The 21274-nt window shown below is 71.8% G+C and carries 24 protein-coding genes; 11 read left to right on the plus strand and 13 right to left on the minus strand.

Annotated elements, in window-relative coordinates; genetic code table 11:
* Nucleotides 1-25 precede the first annotated feature (25 nt).
* Together AB0N03_RS22935 and AB0N03_RS22940 are read left to right on the plus strand one after the other, a co-directional pair.
* Nucleotides 26-964 carry a D-glycerate dehydrogenase gene (locus tag AB0N03_RS22935; RefSeq protein WP_364375113.1) on the plus strand — a complete coding sequence of 313 codons (939 nt, stop codon included), beginning with the start codon at nucleotides 26-28 and terminating at the stop codon, nucleotides 962-964.
* Nucleotides 961-2082: a glycerate kinase gene (locus tag AB0N03_RS22940; RefSeq protein ID WP_364375116.1), complete on the plus strand. Its 1122-nt coding sequence runs from the start codon at nucleotides 961-963 to the stop codon at nucleotides 2080-2082. The genes AB0N03_RS22935 and AB0N03_RS22940 overlap by 4 nt, the downstream gene beginning before the upstream one ends.
* Nucleotides 2083-2126: 44 nt before the next feature.
* Here the strand turns inward: AB0N03_RS22940 and AB0N03_RS22945 are convergent, their stop codons facing one another.
* The gene (locus AB0N03_RS22945; RefSeq protein WP_360674847.1) at nucleotides 2127-2420 is read right to left on the minus strand and encodes an iron-sulfur cluster biosynthesis family protein; all 294 of its coding nucleotides are present in this window, start codon (nucleotides 2418-2420) and stop codon (nucleotides 2127-2129) included.
* Between the two features lie 83 nt (nucleotides 2421-2503).
* A complete protein-coding gene (locus AB0N03_RS22950) occupies nucleotides 2504-2899 on the minus strand; it encodes a hypothetical protein (RefSeq protein ID WP_364375120.1) in 396 nt (131 codons plus the stop codon).
* Nucleotides 2900-3040: 141 nt separating this feature from the next.
* Here AB0N03_RS22950 and AB0N03_RS22955 point away from each other — a divergent pair, with 141 nt between their 5' ends.
* From AB0N03_RS22955 to shbA, 4 genes are all read left to right on the plus strand, one after another.
* The gene (locus AB0N03_RS22955) at nucleotides 3041-3520 is read left to right on the plus strand and encodes a GtrA family protein (RefSeq protein ID WP_364375123.1); all 480 of its coding nucleotides are present in this window, start codon (nucleotides 3041-3043) and stop codon (nucleotides 3518-3520) included.
* A gap of 11 nt (nucleotides 3521-3531) precedes the next feature.
* Nucleotides 3532-3885: a DUF202 domain-containing protein gene (locus tag AB0N03_RS22960; RefSeq protein ID WP_364375126.1), complete on the plus strand. Its 354-nt coding sequence runs from the start codon at nucleotides 3532-3534 to the stop codon at nucleotides 3883-3885.
* Nucleotides 3886-4180: 295 nt separating this feature from the next.
* Entirely contained in the window at nucleotides 4181-4477 is a 297-nt protein-coding gene (locus AB0N03_RS22965) for a DUF202 domain-containing protein (protein WP_364375128.1), read from the plus strand.
* Nucleotides 4478-4731: 254 nt separating this feature from the next.
* Nucleotides 4732-5388 carry an RNA polymerase sigma factor ShbA gene (gene shbA, locus AB0N03_RS22970; RefSeq protein ID WP_364375131.1) on the plus strand — a complete coding sequence of 219 codons (657 nt, stop codon included), beginning with the start codon at nucleotides 4732-4734 and terminating at the stop codon, nucleotides 5386-5388.
* A 31-nt stretch (nucleotides 5389-5419) separates the two neighbouring features.
* On the opposite strand, the gene AB0N03_RS22975 is transcribed toward shbA, so the two are convergent.
* The 3 genes from AB0N03_RS22975 to AB0N03_RS22985 are packed head-to-tail and all read right to left on the minus strand — an operon-like array spanning nucleotide 5420 to nucleotide 7598.
* Nucleotides 5420-6277 carry an amidohydrolase family protein gene (locus tag AB0N03_RS22975; RefSeq protein ID WP_364375134.1) on the minus strand — a complete coding sequence of 286 codons (858 nt, stop codon included), beginning with the start codon at nucleotides 6275-6277 and terminating at the stop codon, nucleotides 5420-5422.
* A complete protein-coding gene (locus tag AB0N03_RS22980; protein WP_364375137.1) occupies nucleotides 6274-7242 on the minus strand; it encodes an aldo/keto reductase in 969 nt (322 codons plus the stop codon). The genes AB0N03_RS22975 and AB0N03_RS22980 overlap by 4 nt, the downstream gene beginning before the upstream one ends.
* A gap of 5 nt (nucleotides 7243-7247) precedes the next feature.
* Complete coding sequence (locus tag AB0N03_RS22985; RefSeq protein ID WP_364375140.1) at nucleotides 7248-7598, minus strand: L-rhamnose mutarotase; 351 nt, start codon at nucleotides 7596-7598, stop codon at nucleotides 7248-7250.
* An 81-nt stretch (nucleotides 7599-7679) separates the two neighbouring features.
* On the opposite strand from AB0N03_RS22985, the gene AB0N03_RS22990 reads away from it, so the two are divergent.
* On the plus strand, nucleotides 7680-8411 hold the full coding sequence (locus AB0N03_RS22990) for a FadR/GntR family transcriptional regulator (RefSeq protein ID WP_364375143.1): 732 nt from the start codon (nucleotides 7680-7682) through the stop codon (nucleotides 8409-8411).
* Nucleotides 8412-8456: 45 nt separating this feature from the next.
* On the opposite strand, the gene AB0N03_RS22995 is transcribed toward AB0N03_RS22990, so the two are convergent.
* Genes AB0N03_RS22995 through AB0N03_RS23020 form a run of 6 tightly spaced genes read right to left on the minus strand, consistent with a single transcriptional unit; the run spans nucleotide 8457 to nucleotide 14971 of the window.
* Nucleotides 8457-9470: an ABC transporter permease gene (locus AB0N03_RS22995; RefSeq protein WP_364375146.1), complete on the minus strand. Its 1014-nt coding sequence runs from the start codon at nucleotides 9468-9470 to the stop codon at nucleotides 8457-8459.
* Complete coding sequence (locus AB0N03_RS23000; RefSeq protein WP_364375149.1) at nucleotides 9467-10990, minus strand: sugar ABC transporter ATP-binding protein; 1524 nt, start codon at nucleotides 10988-10990, stop codon at nucleotides 9467-9469. Before AB0N03_RS23000 ends, AB0N03_RS22995 begins: the two co-directional genes overlap by 4 nt.
* Nucleotides 10987-12018 carry a sugar ABC transporter substrate-binding protein gene (locus tag AB0N03_RS23005; RefSeq protein ID WP_364375349.1) on the minus strand — a complete coding sequence of 344 codons (1032 nt, stop codon included), beginning with the start codon at nucleotides 12016-12018 and terminating at the stop codon, nucleotides 10987-10989. Before AB0N03_RS23005 ends, AB0N03_RS23000 begins: the two co-directional genes overlap by 4 nt.
* Before the next feature lie 49 nt (nucleotides 12019-12067).
* Complete coding sequence (locus tag AB0N03_RS23010) at nucleotides 12068-12820, minus strand: SDR family oxidoreductase (RefSeq protein WP_364375152.1); 753 nt, start codon at nucleotides 12818-12820, stop codon at nucleotides 12068-12070.
* A complete protein-coding gene (locus AB0N03_RS23015) occupies nucleotides 12813-14117 on the minus strand; it encodes an enolase C-terminal domain-like protein (protein WP_364375155.1) in 1305 nt (434 codons plus the stop codon). Before AB0N03_RS23015 ends, AB0N03_RS23010 begins: the two co-directional genes overlap by 8 nt.
* Nucleotides 14118-14119: 2 nt before the next feature.
* On the minus strand, nucleotides 14120-14971 hold the full coding sequence (locus AB0N03_RS23020) for a fumarylacetoacetate hydrolase family protein (protein ID WP_364375157.1): 852 nt from the start codon (nucleotides 14969-14971) through the stop codon (nucleotides 14120-14122).
* Nucleotides 14972-15174: 203 nt separating this feature from the next.
* Between AB0N03_RS23020 and AB0N03_RS23025 the strand changes: the two genes are divergently transcribed.
* On the plus strand, nucleotides 15175-16374 hold the full coding sequence (locus tag AB0N03_RS23025) for a multidrug effflux MFS transporter (RefSeq protein WP_364375160.1): 1200 nt from the start codon (nucleotides 15175-15177) through the stop codon (nucleotides 16372-16374).
* Here the strand turns inward: AB0N03_RS23025 and AB0N03_RS23030 are convergent.
* Nucleotides 16371-16628, minus strand: coding sequence for a hypothetical protein (locus tag AB0N03_RS23030; protein WP_364375163.1), 258 nt, complete (start codon nucleotides 16626-16628; stop codon nucleotides 16371-16373). The genes AB0N03_RS23025 and AB0N03_RS23030 overlap by 4 nt on opposite strands.
* Nucleotides 16629-16683: 55 nt before the next feature.
* On the opposite strand from AB0N03_RS23030, the gene AB0N03_RS23035 reads away from it, so the two are divergent.
* Nucleotides 16684-17409, plus strand: coding sequence for a MerR family transcriptional regulator (locus tag AB0N03_RS23035; protein WP_364375166.1), 726 nt, complete (start codon nucleotides 16684-16686; stop codon nucleotides 17407-17409).
* Here AB0N03_RS23035 and AB0N03_RS23040 read toward each other — a convergent pair.
* The gene (locus AB0N03_RS23040; protein ID WP_364375169.1) at nucleotides 17402-18625 is read right to left on the minus strand and encodes an FAD-dependent oxidoreductase; all 1224 of its coding nucleotides are present in this window, start codon (nucleotides 18623-18625) and stop codon (nucleotides 17402-17404) included. The two genes, AB0N03_RS23035 and AB0N03_RS23040, sit on opposite strands and share 8 nt — an antisense overlap.
* Before the next feature lie 204 nt (nucleotides 18626-18829).
* Here AB0N03_RS23040 and AB0N03_RS23045 point away from each other — a divergent pair, with 204 nt between their 5' ends.
* Nucleotides 18830-19033: a hypothetical protein gene (locus AB0N03_RS23045; RefSeq protein ID WP_364375172.1), complete on the plus strand. Its 204-nt coding sequence runs from the start codon at nucleotides 18830-18832 to the stop codon at nucleotides 19031-19033.
* Between the two features lie 74 nt (nucleotides 19034-19107).
* Nucleotides 19108-21066 (plus strand): SDR family oxidoreductase, encoded by a 1959-nt coding sequence (locus AB0N03_RS23050; protein WP_364375174.1) that lies wholly within the window; start codon nucleotides 19108-19110, stop codon nucleotides 21064-21066.
* The last annotated feature ends 208 nt before the right edge of the window (nucleotides 21067-21274 follow it).

A 21274-nucleotide genomic window follows, 5' to 3' on the forward strand; every position in this document is an offset into this window, starting at 1 on the left:
CGGTGCCGTGAACTAGGCTGTCGGGGTGCCCAAGATCGCGGTGACCCGATGGATTCCCGACGACGCGGTGAAGGTCCTGGCCGAGGCGGGCGAGGTGGCCGTGTCCGACCTGGACCGGCCGCTCACCCCCGCGGAGCTGCACGAGTTCGTGGCCGGCGCGGACGCGGTGGTCGGCATGCTGCACGACCGGCTCGACGGCGCGCTGGCCGACGCCGCCGGGCCCGGGCTGAAGGTGGTCGCGAACGTCGCCGTCGGCTACGACAACGTCGACGTCCCCGCGCTGGCCGGACGCGGGATCGTCGTCACGAACACCCCGGGCGTGCTCACCGACGCCACCGCCGACCTCGCCTTCGGTCTGCTGCTGGCGCTCACGCGGCGGATCGGCGAGGGCGAACGGCTGCTGCGCTCGCGCACGCCGTGGTCGTTCCACCTCGGCTTCCTGCTCGGGTCGGGTTTGCAGGGCAAGACGCTCGGGATCGTCGGCTTCGGCCAGATCGGCCGCGCGATGGCGAAACGGGCCGAAGCGTTCGGGATGTCGATCGTCTACTCGGGACGGACGAACCGCGGTGACGGCTTCGTGTCGTTCGAGGAGCTGTTGGCGCGCTCGGACGTCGTTTCGCTGCACTGCCCGCTGACCCCCGAGACCCGGCACCTCATCGACGCGACCGCGTTGCGCGCCATGAAACCCGGCGCCTACCTGGTGAACACCACGCGCGGCCCGGTCGTCGACGAAGCCGCGCTGGCCGACGCCCTCGAAGCCGGGGAGATCGCGGGCGCCGCGCTGGACGTGTTCGAGAAGGAGCCCGAGGTCGAACCGCGGCTGCTCGGCCGCGACGACGTCGTGCTGAGCCCGCACCTCGGGTCCGCCACGGTCGAGACCCGCACCGCGATGGCCGTGCTGGCGGCCCGCAACGTCGCGGCGGTGCTCGCCGGGCGTCCCCCGCTGACGGAGGTGAAGCCGTGACCCGTGTCGTCATCGCGCCCGACAAGTTCAAGGGCAGTCTCACCGCGGTCGAGGCCGCGGAGGCCATCGCGCTCGGGGTGCGCGACGCGATGCCGGACGCCGAAATCGTCACCTGTCCCGTCGCCGACGGCGGCGAAGGCACCCTCGACGTCCTCGAAGCGGCGGGCGCGCGAATCGTCCGGCTGACGGTCCGCGGACCGCTCGAGGAGCCGGTCAAGGCTTCTTACGCGGTGCTGGACGGCACCGCCTACGTCGAATCGGCGCGCGCGTGCGGGATCGAGTTCGTCGAACCCAGCCCGGAAACCGCGCTGGGCGCGCACACCTGGGGCGTCGGGGAGCTGCTCGCGGACGCGCTGATGCACGGCGCTCGCCGGCTGGTCCTGACGGTCGGCGGCACAGCGAGCACCGACGGCGGCGCCGGGATGCTGGGCGCGCTCGGCGCCGGCGTGCTGGACGCGTTCGGCGCGCCGGTCGGCCTGGGCGGCGGCACGCTTTCGCGGGTGGCGTCGACCGAGCTGACACCGGCGCGAGAGCGCCTCGACGGCGTGCGCGTCGCGGTCGCCACCGACGTCACGAACCCGTTGCTGGGCCCGGAAGGCGCAGCCGCGGTGTTCGGGCCGCAGAAGGGCGCGGGGCCGTCGGAGGTGGCACTGCTCGACGAAGCGCTGGGCCGGTGGGCGCACGCGCTGCAGGTGGGTGGCGCTCCGGACGTCTCGCGGATCCCGGGCGCGGGTGCCGGCGGCGGGGTCGCCGCGGGCGCGATCGCTCTCGGTGGCGTCGTCGAATCCGGGTTCGACCTCATCGCGGGGCTGACGGGCGTCGACCAAGCCCTCGACGGCGCCGATCTCGTCATCACCGGTGAGGGTTCGCTCGACGAGCAGAGCCTGCACGGCAAGGCACCGGCCGGGATCGCGGACCGGGCGCGGGCGCGGGGCGTGCCGTTGCTGGCACTGGCGGGCCGGATCCAGCTCGATGCCGCCGGGCTGGCTCGGCTGGGAGTGGTGGGGAGCAGCGCGTTGACCGACCACGCGCCGTCCCTCGACCACGCGCGGGCGCACGCGGCGGAACTGCTGCGGGCGCGCGCCGCGGAACTCGTCCGCGAGTGGGCCGCCCGCTAGCGAACGGACCTTCCGCGCCAAGGCGAAAGGCCCGTCCGCCGCGGTCAGCTCGTGTGCTGGGGCAAGACGGCGAAGGCGACTCCGCCGGCTTCGTCCTCCTGGACGTCGAGCACCTTGTCGTCGAGCAACGCGGCGGCCTGCGGTTCCAGGAAGACCTTCGGGCCTTCTTCGACACCCAGCACGCTGTCGCCCTCCGCGGGTTCGGGGGCGACGGACAGCGCCAGCTGGGCGCTCTCGCCGTCCGCGTTCTGGACCGCCAGGCGGAGCCCGGCTTCGCCCTCCCCCTGGCTGGTCAGCGCGGTGATCGCCTCGGCGGCGGCTTCGGTCACGGTCAGCATCTTCGGCCTTCCCTTCGTCGCGGTCCGATGCACTGTGGTGCCCCACGCTAGGGGTGTCCGTTCGGGCGTGCAGTCTGAGCGGATCAGCCCTGCCGCGCCTCGCGGATGGCGTCCGCCACGGAGCCGCCCGCGTAGTCCGCTTGTTCGCGCGGATCAGGGTCGGCGTGGCGGTGCGGGATCTCGTCGTCCGGCGTCACCTGCTCGAAGTCCGCCGGCGCGTCCTCGACGGTCTCGTCGAGCTCGTCGGCCGGGGTCGCCGCGAGCGGACGCTCCGGGACCGGCTCCGGCTCGGTGTCCGGCACCTCTTCGGCGAGGCGCTGGTCCATCGGCTCGCCTTCGCGCGCTTCTCTGGGCGTGGTGCCGAAGCGGTCGGCGGCGCTCCAGTGTTCGGGCGGCTCGATGCCCTCTTCGAGGGGGTCCACGCGCAGCTCGTCCTCGTCCAGCGCTTCGCTGGGTTCCAAGCCTTCCGGTTCAGTCACTGGTCTCTCCCGGCAGTAGTCATCGCCGGAGACCTACCCGGCGCGTCGGGGGCTTCAAACCCGGGCGGTGTCATCGGGATCACATTTCTTCAACTGGTTTAACATATTCACAAGTTTGTGAACGCAGAGTAGGTTCGGATCATGGCCACCACCAGGTGCGCACCGGGACACCGGCTGCTCGCCACCGATCCGGAACGGCACCACGAGCTCGGCACGCATGCCGCGTGGTACGTCGTGGCCGGCGTCGTGACGACGGGCGTGCAAGCCGTTCTGTTCCTCCTGCTGCGCGACGAGCTCGGCTCCCAGGTGGCGAACCTGATCGCGATCGCGCTGACGACGATCGGGAACACCGAGTTCCACCGCCGCGTCACGTTCGCCGGGCGGCCCAGCAACGCCGGGAAGCGGCACCTGCAGGACCTGCTGACGTTCGCCTTCTACGCCGGGTACGGCTCGGCCGTGCTGGCGATCCTGGACGCCGTCGTCGACCGGCCGACGTCGTGGGAGGAGACCGGCACGCTGTTGCTGGCCAGCCTGGTCGGCGGGTTCGTGCGGTTCGCGGTGCTGCGCTGGTGGGTGTTCGCACACCGCGCCGAAGGGGCCACGGCCGCACACACCGGCTAGCGTCTGGAGGCGTGGCCTCGGACGACATCACGCCCCACGAGGGCGGCAGTGAACCGGATTACCGCTTCACCCTGGCCAACGAGCGGACGTTCCTCGCGTGGCTCCGCACGGCGCTGGGGTTGCTGGCCGGCGGGGTCGCGGTGCACCAGCTGGTGCCGGCCCCGGCGACGGCCGGCGCGGTGCTCGCCGGGTTGTGCGTGGTACTGGCGGCGGCGCTGGCCGCGACGGCCTATCCGCGGTGGCGGCGGGTCCAGATCGCGATGCGGGCCGGGGAGCCATTGCCGCGGAGCTTGATGATCGTGGCGCTGACGGGGGGCCTGCTGGCGCTGACCCTGGCGGCAGCGGTGTTCCTGGTGGTGTCGTGAGCGAAGCGGCCCAGTCGATCCGGACCGAGCGGATCACCCGGACCGCACGGGTTCGGACGGCGTCGGCCGGGAGGATCCGGCAACCCTTGAACCCCACCTTCGCCGGACCGAGCCCGCACACTCCGCGACGGACCGCACAGGCCGCTAGGCCGTCCGAGCACCCCCGCCAGACGTCTCCGGCAGCCGTTCAAGCCATTCGGCCCAACCCCGCCCGGCCCCCAGTCGTCGCCCGAATACCGCGCCTTCGCGATTATCGCGACGTCAGAAGTACCGTCATCACTCAGCGGGCCACCCCGTGACCACCCCCGATGGCGCCCAAGCCGAGCGCACCGGGCTCGCTTGGCGGCGGACCGCTCTCGCCTCCGCCGCCTGCACCGTACTTCTCCTGCACTCCGCCGCCCAGCGCCATTGGGGTGTCTCCCTGGTCCCCGTGCTGCTCGCCGCCGTCACATCCGCGCTGCTCGCAGCCGTGGCGACGCGGCGCGAACGGGCGTTGCGCACCGCCAGGCCGGTGGCGATGAGCTCCGCGCTGCCCGCGATCGCGTCGCTCGCCGTGACCATGACTGCCGCTTCCGTGGCCATCCTCCACTGACGGGTGAACTCGGCACATCCTGAAACAGATTAATCGCAATGTGCGGGGCCTGGTCGCGGGAACATCACGGTCACTGCTGCTAACGGGGTATTGGTCGTTGAAATCTGGACTGATTGGCCGGGAGGTGCTTACGATTACCCAGCGTCGCACGGAACGCAGGCAAGGCCGGGTCTCCCGGAGTATCTGCGATCACAACGTCACAGAGAGTTGATCCCCCGGCAGCGACGGTCGAGGGTCGGCCGGGGAGACGACTCATGACAGCACCGACGAGGACCAGTCAGCAATCCGACGGCAGCGATCGCGATTATCGCACTCTGGAGTCATCTCCGAGGCCGAGCGGACGGCTCACCAAGGAGGACCTCGACCCGCTCGTCAAGGACGCGGGCGAGGGCAATCCCGCCGCCATCCACAGCCTGCTCCAGATGATCGAGCCGGTCGTGGTGCGGTACTGCCGGGCGCGGATGGGCGGCCGCGACCTCTCCTACCTCTCGGCCGACGACGTCGCGCAGGAGGTCTGCCTCGCGGTGTTGAAGGCCCTTCCGGATTATCAGGACCGCGGCGGCTCCTTCCTCTACCTCGTCCACGCGATCGCGGCCAACAAGGTCGCCGACGCCTACCGGGCCGTCGCCCGCGACCGCTCCGAGCCCGTCCCCGAGCTCCCGGAGCGCCCGCTGGTCTCCGGCAACGAGCCCGAGACCCACGCGCTGCACCTCGACCTCGGCGCTCGTCTCGGCCGGCTGCTCGCCTCGCTGCCGCGCGTGCAGCAGGAGATCCTGACCCTGCGCATCGCGGTCGGCTTCTCGGCGCAGGAGACCGCCGAAGCGCTCGGCATCTCCGCGGGCAACGTGCGCGTGACGCAGCACCGCGCGCTGACCCGGCTGCGCGGCATGATCCACGACGACGAGTTCTGAGCCACCCCAGCGGCGGGCGGGGAAACCTCTTTTACCCCCTGGAAGAGGTCTCCCCGCCCGCATCCAAGCCGTAGACGCGGCGGGCGTTGTGCTCGAACACGCCCAGCCGCTCGGCGTCGGAAAGCCCGCCGGTCAGCGCGATCGCCGCGTCCAGGACCAGCTCGTAGGACGCCGCCAGCTCGCACACCGGCCAGTCCGATCCGAACACGACTCGCGACGGGCTGAACGCGTCGAGCACGTGGTCGACGTACCGGCGCAGGTGCCCGACCTCCCAGCCCGTCCAGTCCGCCTCCGTGACCAGGCCGGAGAGCTTGCACACGACGTTGTCCCGCGCGGCCAGCGCCGCCACCCCGGACGCCCAGGGCTCCCACTCCCCCGCCGCGATCGGCGGTTTCGCCGCGTGGTCCAGCACCAGCCGCAGCTCCGGCAGCCGCAACGCCAGTTCGGTGGCCGCGGGCAGCTGCGCCGGGCGCACCAGCAGGTCGTACGCCAGGCCCGCCGACGCCACCGTGCTCAGCCCGGCCACCACCGAGGGGCGCAGCAGCCAGTCGTCGTCGGGCTCGCTCTCGACCTGGTGCCGGATCCCGACCAGCGGACCCTCCTCGCGAAGGGCGGCCAGCCGGTCCACGAGGTCCGGGGCCGCCAGGTCCACCCAGCCGACGACGCCCGCGATGACCGGTTCCGCCGACGCCGTCGCGAGGAACTCCGAAGTCTCCTCGACCGACGACACCGTCTGGACCAGCACCGTCGCGTGGACGCCGGCCGCCTTGGTGACCGCGCGCAGGTCGTCCACCGGGTACGGCCGCCGGATCGGGTCGAGCGCCTCCCCCGCCATCCACGGGTACTCGCGCCGAGACGGGTCCCACAGGTGGTGGTGGGCGTCGATCATGAGACTCCTTCGGCGATGACGACGTCGGCGCGCAGCAGGCCCGCGTCGACCAGCTCGGTCCACAGCTCGGGCGGCACGACGGCCCGAGCGCGTCGCGCGTTGACGCTGACCTGCGAAGGATCATGCGCGCCGACGACGACCGACGCCACCGCGGGATGCGCCATCGGCAGCGCCAGCGCCGCTTCCGGCAGCTCGACGCCGTGCCGCGCGCAGACGGCCGCGATCCGCGCGGCCCGTTCGACCAGCTCCGGCGGGGCTTCGGCGTAGTCGTAGAGGCGGCCCGGCTCGGCGGTCGCCAGGATGCCGCCGTTGAACGCGCCGCCGGCCACGACGGTGACACCGCGGTCGAGGCAGAGCGGCAGCAGTTCGTCGAGCGCCGGCTGGTCGAGCAGCGTGTAGCGCCCCGCCACCAGCAGCACGTCGAGGTCGGTCCGGCGGACGAACTCGGTGAGCATCGGCGCCTGGTTCATCCCGGCGCCGAACGCGCCGATCACGCCCTGGTCCCGCAGCTCGCGCAACGCGGGGAAGGCGCCGCGCAGGGCTTCCTCGAAGTGGTCGTCGGGATCGTGGACGTAGACGATGTCGACGCGGTCGAGCCCCAGCCGCGTCAGGCTGTCCTCGAAGGAGCGCAGGACGCCGTCGCGGCTGAAGTCCCACCGGCGCTTGTACGCGGCCGGGACGGCGAAGCCCTGGTCGTCGTGCGCGCCCGCGCCGTCCGGATTGGGCTCCAGTACGCGGCCGACCTTCGTCGAGAGCACGTACTCGTCGCGCGGATACGACCTCAGGGCCGCGCCGAGGCGGGTCTCCGACAGGCCGAGGCCGTAGTGCGGCGCGGTGTCGAAGTACCGGACGCCCTCGTCCCACGCGCGGCGCACGGTCTCGGCCGCGGTCTCGTCGCTGATCGCGTGGTAGAGGTTGCCCAGCTGCGCGCAGCCGAGGCCCAGCGGGGACAGGGAGGGTTGCAACGCCGTCACTCCTTCACCGGCAGTTCCCAGACCAGCCCGATGCCGGTGTCGTCGCCGGAGTAGTCGTCTTCGACGGCCAGCAGCTCGGCCATCCGGGCCTGCCACGGGAGGTTCGCGGGGTGGTCCCGCAACGCCGCCCGCATCGCCGCGTAGTCGTCGACTTCGACGACGTGAAACAGGTCGAGTCCGTTACGCCAGATCCGCCAGGTGCGAACGCCGGCCTCCCGGAGAGCGACGTCCAGCTCGGGCGGGATGACCGCGTGGACGGACTCGTACTCGGCCTCCTTGCCCGGCTTCAGCCGAGTATGGAGCGCCACTCTTTTGGAGACACTGTGCGGTGCGGGTCCGTGGGTCATCACCACTCCTTCGCCGGGACATGGCACGCTGGGGAGGAACACCGAAACATCCGAGGTCTGTTGCAGGGAAGGGCGGACACGATGCCCGTCACCGATGTCGCGATCGACAAGATCAAGGACATGATCATCTCCGGCGAGCTGGCGCCGGGCGACCGGCTGCCGAAGGAGGCCGAGCTGGCCCAGCGGCTCGGGCTCTCGCGCAGCTCCCTGCGGGAGGCCGTCAAGGCGTTGTGCCTGATCCGGGTGCTCGACGTCCGCCAGGGCGACGGCACGTACGTCACCAGCCTCGAGCCGAACCTGCTGCTCGACGCGATGACGTTCGTGGTCGACTTCCACCGCGACGACACCGTGCTCGACTTCCTCGCCGTGCGGCGGATCCTCGAGCCGGCCGCGACCGCGCTGGCCGCGTTGCACATGAGCGACGACGACATCACCGAGCTGGGCCAGCTGCTCGGGGAGCTGGAGGACTCGCCGACCGTCGAGGCGCTGGTCGCCAACGACCTGCAGTTCCACCGCAAGATCGCCGACGGCTCCGGCAACCCCGTGCTCTGCTCGCTGCTCGACAGCCTCTCCGGGCCGACGGCGCGCGCCCGGATCTGGCGCGGCCTCACCCAGGAGGGCGCGGTCGCGAAGACCCGGGAGCAGCACTCGGCGATCTACGACGCGATCGCGGCGCGCGAGCCGGAACTGGCGCGCTCCTGGGCGACCGTGCACGTCGCGGGCGTGGAGCAGTGGCTGCGCAACGCCCTCGGCACCGCGGACGACCCGACAGTGCCCGACTCGGACGCCGAGCCGGCCGCGGAAGCCTCCTGACACGCTCTTTCTCCTCGCAGTGGTCCGACGATCACAGCGCGTGCGTCAGGTTTGGGGCTTTCCACCCGCGTACCGGGCGATGATCAGCGCGACCAGGATGATGGCGCCGTAGATCGCGCCCTGCCACTCCGCCGTCACGTGCGCGTAGTTGAGCAGGCTCGACACCGACGACAGCAGCAGGACGCCGGTGAGGGCACCGACCAGGGTGCCCTTGCCGCCGTCGAGCGAGACGCCGCCGATCACCGCGGCCGCGAACACCTGCAGGATCAGCCCGGAGCCCTGGTTCGCGCCCAGAGCGCCGACGTAGCCCGTGTACGCGAGCCCGCCGATCGCCGCGAGGATCCCGGCGACGACGAACACCGCCCACGCGATCCGGTCGACGCGGACACCGGCGGCTCGCGCGGCTTCGCGGTTGCCGCCGATCGCGTACAGCGCGCGGCCGACGCGGTGGTAGCGCAGCACCCAGCCGGCGACCGCGAACAGCACCGCGGCGAGCCAGACCGACATCGGCAGCCCGAGGAACGTCGTCGTCGCGAGGTCCGTGAACGAGTCGGGCAGGTTGAACAGCGTCTTGCCCTTGGTCGACCCGACCTGGACACCGCGCAGCACGGTCAGCATCGCCAGCGTCACGATGAAGGCGTTCAGCTTCAGCTTCACGATCAGGAAGCCGTTGACGAACCCGACGAGCGCGCCGCACAGCGGGATCACCAGCAGGCCGATCGCGGCGGGCAGCTCCATGCCGAAGCCGGCCGACGCCGCCGGGATGACCACCATCGCGCCGAGCGCGGGCGCCAGGCCCATCGTCGATTCGAGCGACAGGTCGAACTTCCCGGTGATCAGCACCAGCGACTCGCCGAGCACGACCAGCGACAGCGCCGCCGACGCGGTCAGGATGCTGACGATGTTGCTCCAGCCGACGAAGGTGTCGTCGACCAGGCCGCCGATGACGAACACCACGATGAGCGCGGGCAGCAGGGCGAGTTCACGCAGCCAGCCGGCTTTCCGGCGCCGTGGTGGCGCGGGCAGCTCCGTCTGCGGAGAGGTCATCACGTCGGTCACGAAAGCTCGACTCCTTCGATGTCGGCCACGAGGTCGCCGTCGGACCACCCGGCCTGGTGTTCGGCGACCACGGCCCCGGCGCGCAGCACCAGGACCCGGTCGCTCAGGCGCAGGTCGTCGAGCTCGTCGCTGACGATCAGCACCGCCTTGCCCTCGGCGCGCACCCGGTCGACGACCGCGAGCAGCGCCTCCTTCGACTTCACGTCCACCCCGGCGGTCGGGTTGATCAGCACGACCACCCGCGGGTCGCCGATCAGGGCCCGGGCCAGCACGACTTTCTGCTGGTTGCCGCCGGACAGGTCGGACACCGGCTGCTCGGCCCCCGCGGCCACGATGTCGTAGTCCCGCAAAGCCTGGGACGCCTTGGCGTGCCGGGCGGACGGTGACGCGATCCCGCCGCGGCCCAGCTTGCCCAGAATGGACAAGGTGGCGTTGTCGGCGATCGAGTGCTCCAGCACCAGGCCTTCGTGGTGCCGGTCGCGGGGCACGCACCCGATCCCCGCCCGCAGCGCCGCCGGGATGTCGCCCGGCCGCAGCGGCGAGCCGTCGACGCGGATCGTGCCCGCCGACGGCGTCCGCAGGCCGTAGACCGTCTCGGCGACCTGGTGCTTCCCGCTGGCGTTGCTGCCCGCGAACCCGACGACCTCGCCCCGGCGCAGCCGGAAGGAAACGTCGCGGAAGCCGTCGCCGGAGAGCCCGTCGACCGCCAGGATCTCCGCGGCGTCGGCTTCCAGTGACTCCCGGGAAGCGGCGTCGCGGACCGACAGGCCGCCGGGTTCGCCGGTCATCGCGTCGACCAGCTCGGCCCGGCCGACCTCCGACACCGGCGCGGTGAGCACGTGCTTCGCATCGCGCAGGACCGTGACGGCCTGGCAGACCTCGTACACCTCGTGCAGGTGGTGCGAGATGAACAGGAACGTCACCCCGCCCGCCTGCATCTGGCGCATCCGCTCGAAGAGCCGCTCGATGGCCTGGCTGTCCAGCTGCGCGGTCGGCTCGTCGAGGACGATGAACCGGGCGCCGTAGGACAGGGCGCGGGCGATCTCGACGAACTGCCGGTCCTCGACCGACAGCTCGCCGGCCGGGGTGTCGACGTCGACGTGCACGTCCCACGAGTCGAGCAGCTCGCGGGCCTTGCGCCGCAGCGACTTCCAGCCGATGGCGAACCCGCCGCCCGCCTGCCGGTTGAGGAACAGGTTCTCGGCGACCGTGAGCTGCGGGACGACCATCGCGTGCTGGTACACGCAGGCGACGCGCGCCTTCCAGTCGTCCTGCCTGGTCAGGGGCGGGGCCGGCGCGCCGCCGAACTCGACGTGCCCGGTGTCCGTCGCGGACAGCCCGGTGAGGATGGTGACGAGCGTCGACTTGCCGGCCCCGTTGCGCCCGACGAGCGCGTGCGACTCGCCGGGGTGCACGGTGAGACTGACGTCGTGCAGCGCCACGGTCGGGCCGTAGCGCTTTCCGACTCCTACGGCGCTGACCACCGGGACGGCGGATTCGCCGGCGGGCAGCGCGGTCACAGGTTGTTCCCCCAAAGGGCCTTGTCGTCCACGTTGGCCTTGGTGATGACGGGCGCGGGCAGCTGGTCCTCGAGGATGCCGGGGCTGATCTCGACGATGGTGCTGCCGTGGTCGGTCGGGCCCGGCTTGAACGTCTCGCCGGCCATGGCCTTCTTCAGCCAGTAGAGGCCGTACTTCGCGTAGGCGTCGGCCGGCTGCGACACCGTGGCGTCGAGTTCGCCGGCGCGGATCGCGGCCAGCTCCTGCGGGATGCCGTCGTTGGACACGAGCACGATGTGCTTCGGGTCGCCGACCGGGAAGGAGAGGTTCTTGCGCTTGAGCGCCTGCTGGGTCGGGGCGAGGTAGACGCCGCCGGCCTGCATGTAGACGCCCTTGATGTCCGGGTTCGCCGTCAGCATGCTGTCCAGGCCGGAAGACGCCTTGTCGGCCTTCCACTCGGCCGGGATGTCCAGCACCTGGATGCCGGGGTACTTCTGCGCCATGCAGGCCTTGAAGGCCTCCGAACGGTCGCGGCCGTTGACCGACGCGAGGTCACCCTGGATCTGGACGACCTTGCCGGACTTGACCTTCTCGCCGATCGCGTCGCAGGCCTTGGTGCCGTAGGCCTTGTTGTCGGCCCGCACCACCATCGCGACCTTGCCGCTCTCGGGAGCGACGTCGACCGCGACCACCGGCACGCCCTTGTTCTCGGCCTGCTTGAGCCCGGCGACGATGGCGGCCGAGTCGAGCGGCGTCACGACCAGGCCCTTGACGCCCTGGTTGAGGAAGGTGCCGATGTCGGTGATCAGCTTCGCCGGGTCGCTGTCCGCGTTGACGGTCGGGAGGACGTCGACGCCCTCGGACTTCGCCATCTGCGGCACGTAGTTGTTGTAGGCCTGCCAGAACGGCGAGGTCAGCAGCGGCAGCGTCGCCCCGACCTTGCCGCCGGCGCCGCCACCCGCACTGGGCGCGGCCACATTGTCCTTAGTGGACCCGCAGGCGGCCAGCACGAGGCCGCAGACAGCAGCCGTGGTGGCCACCTGGATCACCCTGTTACGCACCGCATCCTCCTTGATGACAGCGGAAATCAAGTCTTGGTTACTGCTGGACCGGGCCACGGGGGCGCAGGCCGTACATCCCACCGTCGACCGCGAGGGCGGTACCGGTGGTCGACGCGGACAGCGGGCTCGCCAGGTAGGCGATCGCGTTCGCGACCTCGTCGGCGGTGACCAGCCGGCCCATCGGCTGGCGCGCCGCGAGGGCCGCGCGTTCGGCCGCCGGGTCGTCGGCGGCGTCGAGCAGGCGGCCCACCCAGGGGGTGTCCGCCGTCCCGGGGCACACGCAGTTGACGCGGATCCGGTCCGGCAGGTGGTCGGTCGCCATGGCCAGGGTCAGCGAGAGCACCGCGCCCTTGGTGGTCGAGTAGAGCGCGCGGTTGGGCAGGCCGGCCCAGGCCGCGATCGAGCAGGTGTTCACGATCACCGCGGACGGCGAGTTCTTGAGGTGCGGCAGCGCGGCCCGCGCGAGCCGGACCATGCCGACGACGTTGACGTCGAACACGCGGTGCCACTCGTCGTCGTCGTTGGCCGTGACGTCGCCTTGCGCACCGATCCCGGCGTTGTTGACGAGGATGTCGAGGCGCCCGAAGCGTTCCACGACGGCGTCGATCGCCGACGTCACCTCGCCGTCCGAACTCACGTCGCAGCGGAAGCCGGCGAACGGCGTGCCCTCCGGCTTGAGGTCGAGGACCGCCACCTGCGCGCCGCGTTCGGCAAGCAGGGTGGCAGCGGCGAGGCCGATCCCCGAGGCGCCTCCGGTGACGGCGGCCACCAGGCCCTCGAATTCACTCACTTGCGGTCTCCGTCCACTCGGGACCGTCCGGGAAGCGGAACCGGCGCAACGTGGCGTCGTGCATGCGCGCGGAGAACCCGGGGGCGGTCGGGGCGAGGTACCGGCCGCGCTCGACGACGGCCGGGTCGGTGAAGTGCTCGTGCAGGTGGTCGACCCACTCGATGGAGCGGTCCGCGTCGGTGCCGGACACCGCCACGAAGTCGAACATCGAGAGGTGCCGGACGAGCTCGCAGAGCCCGACCCCGCCGGCGTGCGGGCACACCGGGACGCCGAACTTGGCGGCCAGCAGCAGGATCGCCAGGTTCTCGTTGAACCCGCCGACGCGGGCCGCGTCCAGCTGCAGCACCGAGATCGCGTTCGCCTGCAGCAGCTGCTTGAAGACCACCCGGTTCTGGACGTGCTCGCCGGTGGCGACGCGGATGGGGGCCAGCGCCTTCGCGATGGCCGCGTGGCCGAGGATGTCGTCCGGCGAGGTCGGTTCTTCGATCCAGTACGGGTCGTACGGCGCCAGCTCGGTCATCCAGTCGACCGCGGCCTGGACATCCCAGCGCTGGTTGGCGTCGACGGCGATCCGGATGCCGTCACCGACGGTCTCGCGGGCGAGCTTCATGCGGCGGACGTCGTCCTCGAGGTTGCCGCCGACCTTGAGCTTGATCATCTCGAAGCCGTCGGCGACGGCCTGTTCGGCCAGCCGGACCAGCTTCGCGTCGGCGTACCCGAGCCAGCCGGGCGACGTGCTGTAGGCGCGGTAGCCGTGCTCTTCGAGCTGCTTCGTCCGTTCGGCGCGGCCGGGTTCCGCGCGCCGCAGGATGTCCAGGGCTTCGGCCTCGGTGAGCGCGTCGCTCAGGTAGCGGAAGTCGACCAAGGACACGAGTTCCTCGGGCGTCATCCGCGCCGCGAACTGCCAGACCGGCAGCCTGGCGCGGCGCGCGGCGAGGTCCCAGGCGGCGTTGACCACCGCGCCGACGGCCATGTGCGCGACCCCCTTTTCCGGGCCCAGCCAGCGGAACTGCGAGTCGCCGACGAGCGTGCGCGACAGGTCGCCGAGCGCGGCCGCGTCCTCCGGGACGTCCCGGCCGACGACGTGCGGCGCGAGCGCGCGGATCGCGGCGGCCTGGACGTCGTTGCCGCGCCCGATGGTGAACGCGAGCCCGTAGCCGTCCGGGCCGCCGTCGGTGTGGAGGACGACGTAGGCGGCGGAGTAGTCCGGGTCGGGGTTCATGGCGTCCGAGCCGTCCAGCTCCCGCGACGTCGGGAACCGGACGTCGAGGACCTCCATGCCGATGATCTTCGCCATGCTCAGGCCTGCCTCGCGGTCTGGCGCTGCCGGCCGAGACCGTCGATCTCCAGCTCGATGACGTCGCCGTCGCGCAGGTAGGGCTTGGGATCCGGCTGCCCGAGCGCGACGCCCTCCGGGGTGCCGGTGTTGATCAGGTCGCCCGGCCGCAGCACCATGACCTGGCTGAGGTGGTGGATGATCTCGGCCACGGAGAAGATCATGTCCTTGGTGCTCGAATCCTGCTTCTTCTCGCCGTTGATCCACAGGCGGAGACCGAGGTCCTGCGGGTCCAGCACCTCGGCCGCGGGCACCAGCGCCGGGCCGAGCGGGTTGAAGTTCTCGCAGGACTTGCCCTTGTCCCACTGGGCGGTGCGGAACTGCAGCGCACGCTCGGAAACGTCGTTGGAGACGACGTAGCCGGCGACGTGCTCGAGGGCTTCGCCGACGTTGTCGAGGTAGCGCGCGGTCTTGCCGATGACGACGCCGAGCTCGACCTCCCAGTCGGTGCTGACCGACCCGCGCGGGATGAGGACGTCGTCGCCGGGGCCGACCACGACGTCCGGCGCCTTCATGAAGACAACGGGCTCGGTCGGCGGCGTCGCGCCGGTTTCTTCGGCGTGGCGGCGGTAGTTCATGCCGATGCAGACGACCTTGCCGGGCTGGGCGATGGGCGATCCGGCGCGCAGGCCGTCGACGTCCGCCTTCGGCAGTTCGCCGGCGGCGAGCGCGGCGGCCACGCGGGCGACGCCGCCGGTGGCGAGGAAACCGCCGTCGATGTCGGCGGTCAGGCCGCCCAGCTCGTAGGTCGTGCCGTCGTCGGCACGCACGAACGGACGCTCACTTCCCGGCTCCCCGAGACGCACAAGCTGCACGGATTTTCCCTTCACCCGCTCGACCAGACATCCGATGTATATCGCAGTCAGGGTCGTCGATCCAGAGCCGCCACGCAATCGACCGGAAATTGATCCGATCAGTACCGGTTCAGTGCTAGTTTGAGCACGGGGTGTCACGGCTCACAGCCGGAATAGCGCAGGTCACCGCGTCGCTGGTCGGAGTCAGGGACCCGAGGAGGCGCATGACCGGCACGGCGGAACGTACCGCGACGAGCAGGCGGGCGCAGCTGAAGTTCGTCCTCGTCCTCGGTGGTCTCTCGGCGTTCGGGCCACTGTCGATCGACATGTACCTGCCCGCGCTGCCGCGGATGGCCGAGGACCTCCACGCGGCGGACACGACGGTCCAGCTGACCCTCAGCGCGTTCATCGTCGGCCTGGCCCTAGGCCAGCTCGTGCTCGGACCGCTGTCCGACGCGCTGGGACGCCGTCGCCCGCTGCTGGTGGGCTTGGTGCTGTACGTCGTGGGTTCGGTGTTGTGCGCGGTGAGCCCCGACGCGTGGCTGCTGGTCGCGGCGCGCGGCGTGCAGTCCCTCGGCGCGGCGGCCGGCATCGTGATCGCCCGGGCCACGGTGCGCGACCTGTTCTCCGGCACCGCGATGACGAAGTTCTTCTCGACGCTGATGCTGGTGAGCGGGCTGGCCCCGATCCTGGCGCCGCTGATCGGCGGGCAGCTGCTGAACTGGACGTCGTGGCGCGGGGTGTTCGTGGTGCTGACGGCGTTCGGCGCGCTGCTGCTGGCCGTGGTGGTGTTCTTCTTCCCGGAGCCGTCTTCTTCGCGGTCGCCGGCGCGGCTCGGCCAGGTGATGCGGACCTACGGGCGGCTGGCCCTGGACCGTTCGTTCGCGGGGTATGCGCTGGCGTCCGGACTGCTGTTCGCGTCGATGTTCGCCTACATCTCGGGCTCGTCGTTCGCGTTGCAGGGGGTGTACGGGCTCAGCCCGCAGGCGTACAGCGTGGTGTTCGGCGTGAACGGCGTCGGGATCGTGCTGGCGGGCCAGCTCAACGGGCGGCTCGTGGGGCGGGTGTCCGAGCGGGCGCTGCTCCGGTCCGGGCTGCTGCTCGGGGTCTTCGGCGGGGCTTTCGTGTTGCTTTCCGCCTGGGCACGGCTGCCGTTGCCGGTGCTGCTGGTGGCGTTGTTCCTGCTGGTGTCGAGCATCGGTTTGGTCATGCCGAACGCCAGCTCGCTGGCGCTGGCATCGCACGCTCGGTCCGCGGGCGCGGCGTCGGCGTTGCTGGGGGTGCTGCAGTTCGTGGTGGGCGCGGTGGCGACGCCGCTGGTCGGGCTGGGCGGACCGGGGACCGCGGTGCCGATGGCCGCGACGATGGCCGGGTTCGCTTCGCTGGCCCTGATCGCGTTTCTGGTCCTGACGCGCCGCGCCTAGGGTTTCGCCAGCAGCCGTTCGAGTTCCTCGCCGGCACCGTCGTAGCCCGCGTCCGCGATGCGCTGCAGCTCCAGCAGGTCTTTCGCCGCGACCGCGCGCCGGGTGAGCAGGACCCCGGCGCGTTCGCAGCCTTCGTCCAGCAGCTCGCTCAGCTCCTCGACGTCCCCGCGGGCGTCCGCGAGGTCGGCGAGCCGGTCGAGCGCCGTTTCGTTGCCCTCGTCGGCCAGCGCGCGCAGGGTCTCGTAGTCCGCCATGCCGGCCATCCTGCAACCTTGCCCCAGGGGCAAGGTCAAGTGCGACGATGGCCGGGTGCTCACCATCGGACAGCTCGCCGGGTACGTCGGGGTGACGGCCAAGACGATCCGCGTCTACCACGCGAAGGGCCTCCTCCCGGAGCCGCCGCGCGACGCGTCCGGCTACCGGCGCTACAGCGCGGCCGACGCCGTCGAGCTGATCAAGATCCGCACGCTGGCCGAGGCCGGGGTACCCCTGGCGCGCATCCGCGAGCTTCGCTCCGGCGGCGGGCTCCGTTCCGCGCTCCAGCAGATCGACGACGACCTGTCCGCTCGGATCGACAGCCTCCGCGCCACCCGCGAACGGCTCCGGCAGCTGGCCGACGGCCGGCTGTCCGCGCTGCCCGCCGACGTCGTGGACCACCTGTCCGGCTTGGCCGCCCTGGGGTTCAGCGAGCGCTGGGTGGCGCTGCAGAACGACTTGTGGCTGCTGGTGTTCGCCACCGAGCCGTCGACGGCTCGGGCGTCTTTCCAGGACCAAGCCGCGATCCTGACCGATCCGGCGCTGCTGTCGGTAGTTCTCGAGTACGACCGGCTGCACGACGTGCCTCCGGACGACCGGCGCGTCGACGCGCTCGCCGAGAGGATCGTCTCGGCGACTCGCGACCGCTACGGGACGGATTTACCCGAGTACGACCGAGGTTCGGCGATCCCGGCGTTGGTGCAGGGAGCGGTGAACGCGTCGTCGCCGGCGTGGCGGCGGCTCGACACCTTGCTCCGGAAGCGGCTGGGCGTCAGCTGAGCGACGCCAGATCCGCCGTCTTGAGCTGCTCCGCCGTCACCTTCGCGCGCCCGTCCACGAGCGCTCCCAGCGCATCCCCGTCGTCCCACATGTTCACGTTCATCGCCGCCGACACCTCGCCGTCGCGCAGCCAGAACGCCGTGAACTCGCGGGACGCCAGGTCTCCCCGCACCACCAGCTCGTCCACCGCCGGGTCCGCCAGCCCCCGATACTCGCACCCCAGGTCGTACTGGTCCGTGAAGAAGTACGGCGATCGGAGGAAGGGCTCGTTCTCCCCCAGCAGGTTCTGCGCCACGTGCGCGCCCTGGTCCTTCGCGTTCGCCCAGTGCTCCACGCGGATCCGGCGCCCGTAGCGCGGGTGGAAGTGGGCCGCGATGTCACCCACCGCGTACACGTCCGGGGCCGCCGTGCGCAGGCCCGCGTCCACGCACACCCCGCCGTCGTCGGCCAGCTCCAGGCCCGCCGCGTGGGCCAGCTCCACCCGGGGTGCCGCGCCGACCGCGATCAGGACCACGTCCGCCGTCAGCTCTTCGCCGCCGGTCAGCCGGACGCCGCGGACGCCGTCCGGGCCGCCCGTGATCTCGGCGACCTGCTCGCCCAAGCGGTAGTGCACGCCGTTCGAGACGTGCAGGTCCCGGAACACCCCGCCGACCGTCTCGCCGACGACGTTCGCCAGGGGCACCGGAACCGGGTCCACGACCGTCACGTCGGCGTGGTGCGTGCGGGCCGCCGCGGCGGCTTCCGACCCGAGCCAGCCGGCGCCGACGATCACCACGCGCTCCGCCTCGGCGAACGCCGACCGCAGCTTGAGCGAGTCGTCGAGGCTGCGCAGCGTGTACAGCCCGGGCAGGTCGCCGCCGGGCACCGGGAGCGTGCGCGGGCGCGAACCGGTCGCCAGCACGAGCCGGTCGTAGCGGTGCTCGCCGCCCGCGTCGTCCAGCACCAGCCGCGCGCCCAGCTCGAGCCGGGTCGCCGTGACGCCGGGGCTGAACCGGATGTCGTGCTCCGCGTAGTACTTCTCTTCGTGCACCCAGTCGGGCTCGTCGGCGGTGCCGAGCAGCACGCCCTTCGACAACGGCGGCAGCTCGTACGGCCGGTGCGGGTCGGCGCCCATCAGCAGGACTTCGCCGGTGTAGCCGCGTTCGCGCACCGCGGCCGCGGCCGACGCGCCGCCCAGGCCCGCACCGACGATGACGATCTTCCGTGGCTCCGGCATCAGTGACCTCCACGTCGACGAGTCGGTGCGGACGGTACTCCCGAACGGCCCCCGCCACGACCGGGGGATACGCCGGAAATCCGCGAAGCGCAAGAGAAAACCCGCGAGTAGGCAGATCGGGTGAACCGGCGTCATAGCGCCTCCGCGCCCGGCTCCCACCCTCGCACGGAGCACGACCACGAGGATTAACGGAGGGCGGCGACCATGAGTCGGGGCGAATGGTCGGTGGGCTGCCGGGATCTGGCCGGCCGGCGCAGGGACGTGACGGTGTTCGTCAGTCAGGACAAGGTGGTGCTGGTCGCGCCGCCGGGCGAGGCCGCGGTACTCGGTCCGCTCGACGTCGGACGGCTGCGCGCCGCCCTGCGCGACGCCGTCGTCGCGACGGCGGACGAGACGGCCGACCCGTGAGCCGGAGACACTGACAACTACCGTTCCTACTTTTCAGTAGGTTAGAGTCGGCCCGACGACGGAAGGGACCGGCCATGACGACCTACTTCGTGACGGGCGCGACGGGCTTCATCGGGAAACGCCTGGTCGCCCGCCTGCTGCGGCGGCCGGAGACGTCCGCCGTGTACGCACTGGTCCGCGAGACCTCCCGTGAGCGGCTGTCGGCCGCGGACAAGCTGCACCCCGTGGTCGGCGACCTCGCCGAACCGCGGCTCGGCGTCGACCCCGCCGAGCTGGGGCACCTCGACCACGTCGTCCACCTCGCCGCGATCTACGACCTCACCGCCGGCGAGGACGCCAACCGGCGCGCCAACGTCGAGGGCACCCGGCACCTGCTCGCCTTCGCCGCCGCGGCCGGCGCGGGACTGGTGCACCACGTGTCTTCGATCGCCGTCGCGGGCGACCACGCCGGGCGGTTCACCGAGGCCGACTTCGACCTCGGCCAGCACTTCGGCTCGCCGTACCACGCGACGAAGTTCCAGGCCGAGAAGCTCGTCCGCGAGCAGTCCCTGCCCTTCCGCGTCTACCGCCCCTCGGCCGTCGTCGGCGACTCGCGCACCGGCGAGATGGACAAGGTCGACGGCCCGTACTACTTCCTCCCGGCCATCTCGCGGCTGGCGGCGCTGCCCGCGCGGCTCCCGCTCGCCGCCCCCGGCCTCGGCGCGACGAACCTGGTGCCCGTCGACTACGTCGTCGAGGCGATGGAGCACCTGATGCACCGGGACGCGCCGTCCGGGGCGACCTACCACCTGGCCGCCGCGCGGCCGCAATCGCTCAACTCCGTCTACAACGCCTTCGCGCGCGCCGCCGGTGGGCCGACGGTCCGGGCCGTGCTGCCGGCGCGGCCGTCCGAAGTGGTGCGACGCGTCGGCACCCGGCTGGCGCACGCCGCCGCGGCCGGCGTCGACCGCGTGCCCGGTGGCCGGGCCGCCCGCGCCGCCGTCCTGGAGGAGCTGGGCATCCCCTTGGACGTGCTGCCGCACCTCAGCACGGACGTCGTCTTCGACACCGCCCGCACGACGACCGCGTTGTTCGGCAGCGGCATCGAGCTGCCGGAGCTGCGGGACTACGCGGCGCCGCTCTACCGGTACTGGGCGGCCCACCTCGACCCCGACCGCGCCCGGCGTCAGCACGGCCTGGCCGGGCGGACGGTGCTGATCACCGGCGCGTCGTCGGGGATCGGCCGGGCGTCGGCGCTCGCCGTGGCGCGTAAGGGCGCGAAGGTGATCCTCGTGGCCCGTCGCGCTTCGGAGCTGGAAGAGGTGCGGGACGAGATCACCGCGGCCGGCGGCGTCGCGAGCGCGTACCCCTGCGACCTCACCGACGGCGACGCCGTCGACGCGCTGGTCAAGGACGTGCTCGGCGAGCACGACGCGATCGACATGCTGGTGAACAACGCCGGGCGGTCGATCCGGCGCTCGGTCACGCTGTCCACGGAACGCTTCCACGACTACGAGCGCACGATGGCCATCAACTACTTCGGGCCGGTGCGGCTGATCCTCGGCTTCCTGCCGTCGATGGCCGAACGGCGGTTCGGCCACGTCGTCAACGTGACGACCATGGGCCTGCAGACCGACACCCCGCGCTTCGCGGCCTACCTGGCGTCGAAGGCGGCGCTGGAGGAGTTCGGGCTGACGGCCGGGCGCGAGACGCTCTCGGACGGCGTCACGTTCACGTCCGTGCGGATGCCCCTGGTCCGGACGCCGATGATCGCGCCGACCGGCTACCGCGGCATCCCGTCGAGCAGCCCGGAGCGCGCGGCCGCGCTGGTGGTCAAGGCGCTGGAGGAGCGTCCGGAAATCCTCAGCCTGCCCGAAGGCCGGGCCGCCGAGCTGGCGACGCTCACCGCGCCGCGGCTCGCCCGGTTCGCCGCGCACCTCGCCTACCGGGCGGCGCCGGAGTCCGCGCCCGAGGCCCGCGGCCTGCCCCGCCGGCCCGCGCCGGCGGCGGTCGCGGCGGCGGTGACCCGCTTGTTCTGGCGCCGTCGTGCTTGATCTCCTCGAATTCCGCCGAAACCCTGGAACTCCGACGACGGTACTTCTACCCTCGCGCGAGTCCCGTACATCGGTACGGGCGTGAACTGGGGAGTTCGGAATGCCGGAAATCAGCAGCACTGGGGAACGATCCGCCGTGGCCGACGAAACGGCCGCCATCGGCACCGCCAGGACCACGGCCGGCTGAGCAAAGCGCCCCAAGGCGGCC

It is taken from the genome of Amycolatopsis sp. NPDC051061 (assembly GCF_040682935.1).
In the GTDB taxonomy this organism is placed as follows: Bacteria; Actinomycetota; Actinomycetes; order Mycobacteriales; family Pseudonocardiaceae; genus Amycolatopsis.

Coding starts and splice junctions, on each gene's coding strand:
- AB0N03_RS22985 (WP_364375140.1), bottom strand. CDS start 7,598: ATGACCCACGGACCCGCACCGCACAGTGTCTCCAAAAGAGTGGCGCTC.
- AB0N03_RS23045 (WP_364375172.1), top strand. CDS start 18,830: ATGAGTCGGGGCGAATGGTCGGTGGGCTGCCGGGATCTGGCCGGCCGG.
- AB0N03_RS22975 (WP_364375134.1), bottom strand. CDS start 6,277: ATGATCGACGCCCACCACCACCTGTGGGACCCGTCTCGGCGCGAGTAC.
- AB0N03_RS23040 (WP_364375169.1), bottom strand. CDS start 18,625: ATGCCGGAGCCACGGAAGATCGTCATCGTCGGTGCGGGCCTGGGCGGC.
- AB0N03_RS23015 (WP_364375155.1), bottom strand. CDS start 14,117: ATGGCGAAGATCATCGGCATGGAGGTCCTCGACGTCCGGTTCCCGACG.
- AB0N03_RS22945 (WP_360674847.1), bottom strand. CDS start 2,420: ATGCTGACCGTGACCGAAGCCGCCGCCGAGGCGATCACCGCGCTGACC.
- AB0N03_RS23030 (WP_364375163.1), bottom strand. CDS start 16,628: ATGGCGGACTACGAGACCCTGCGCGCGCTGGCCGACGAGGGCAACGAA.
- AB0N03_RS22990 (WP_364375143.1), top strand. CDS start 7,680: ATGCCCGTCACCGATGTCGCGATCGACAAGATCAAGGACATGATCATC.
- shbA (WP_364375131.1), top strand. CDS start 4,732: ATGACAGCACCGACGAGGACCAGTCAGCAATCCGACGGCAGCGATCGC.
- AB0N03_RS22955 (WP_364375123.1), top strand. CDS start 3,041: ATGGCCACCACCAGGTGCGCACCGGGACACCGGCTGCTCGCCACCGAT.
- AB0N03_RS23025 (WP_364375160.1), top strand. CDS start 15,175: ATGACCGGCACGGCGGAACGTACCGCGACGAGCAGGCGGGCGCAGCTG.
- AB0N03_RS23050 (WP_364375174.1), top strand. CDS start 19,108: ATGACGACCTACTTCGTGACGGGCGCGACGGGCTTCATCGGGAAACGC.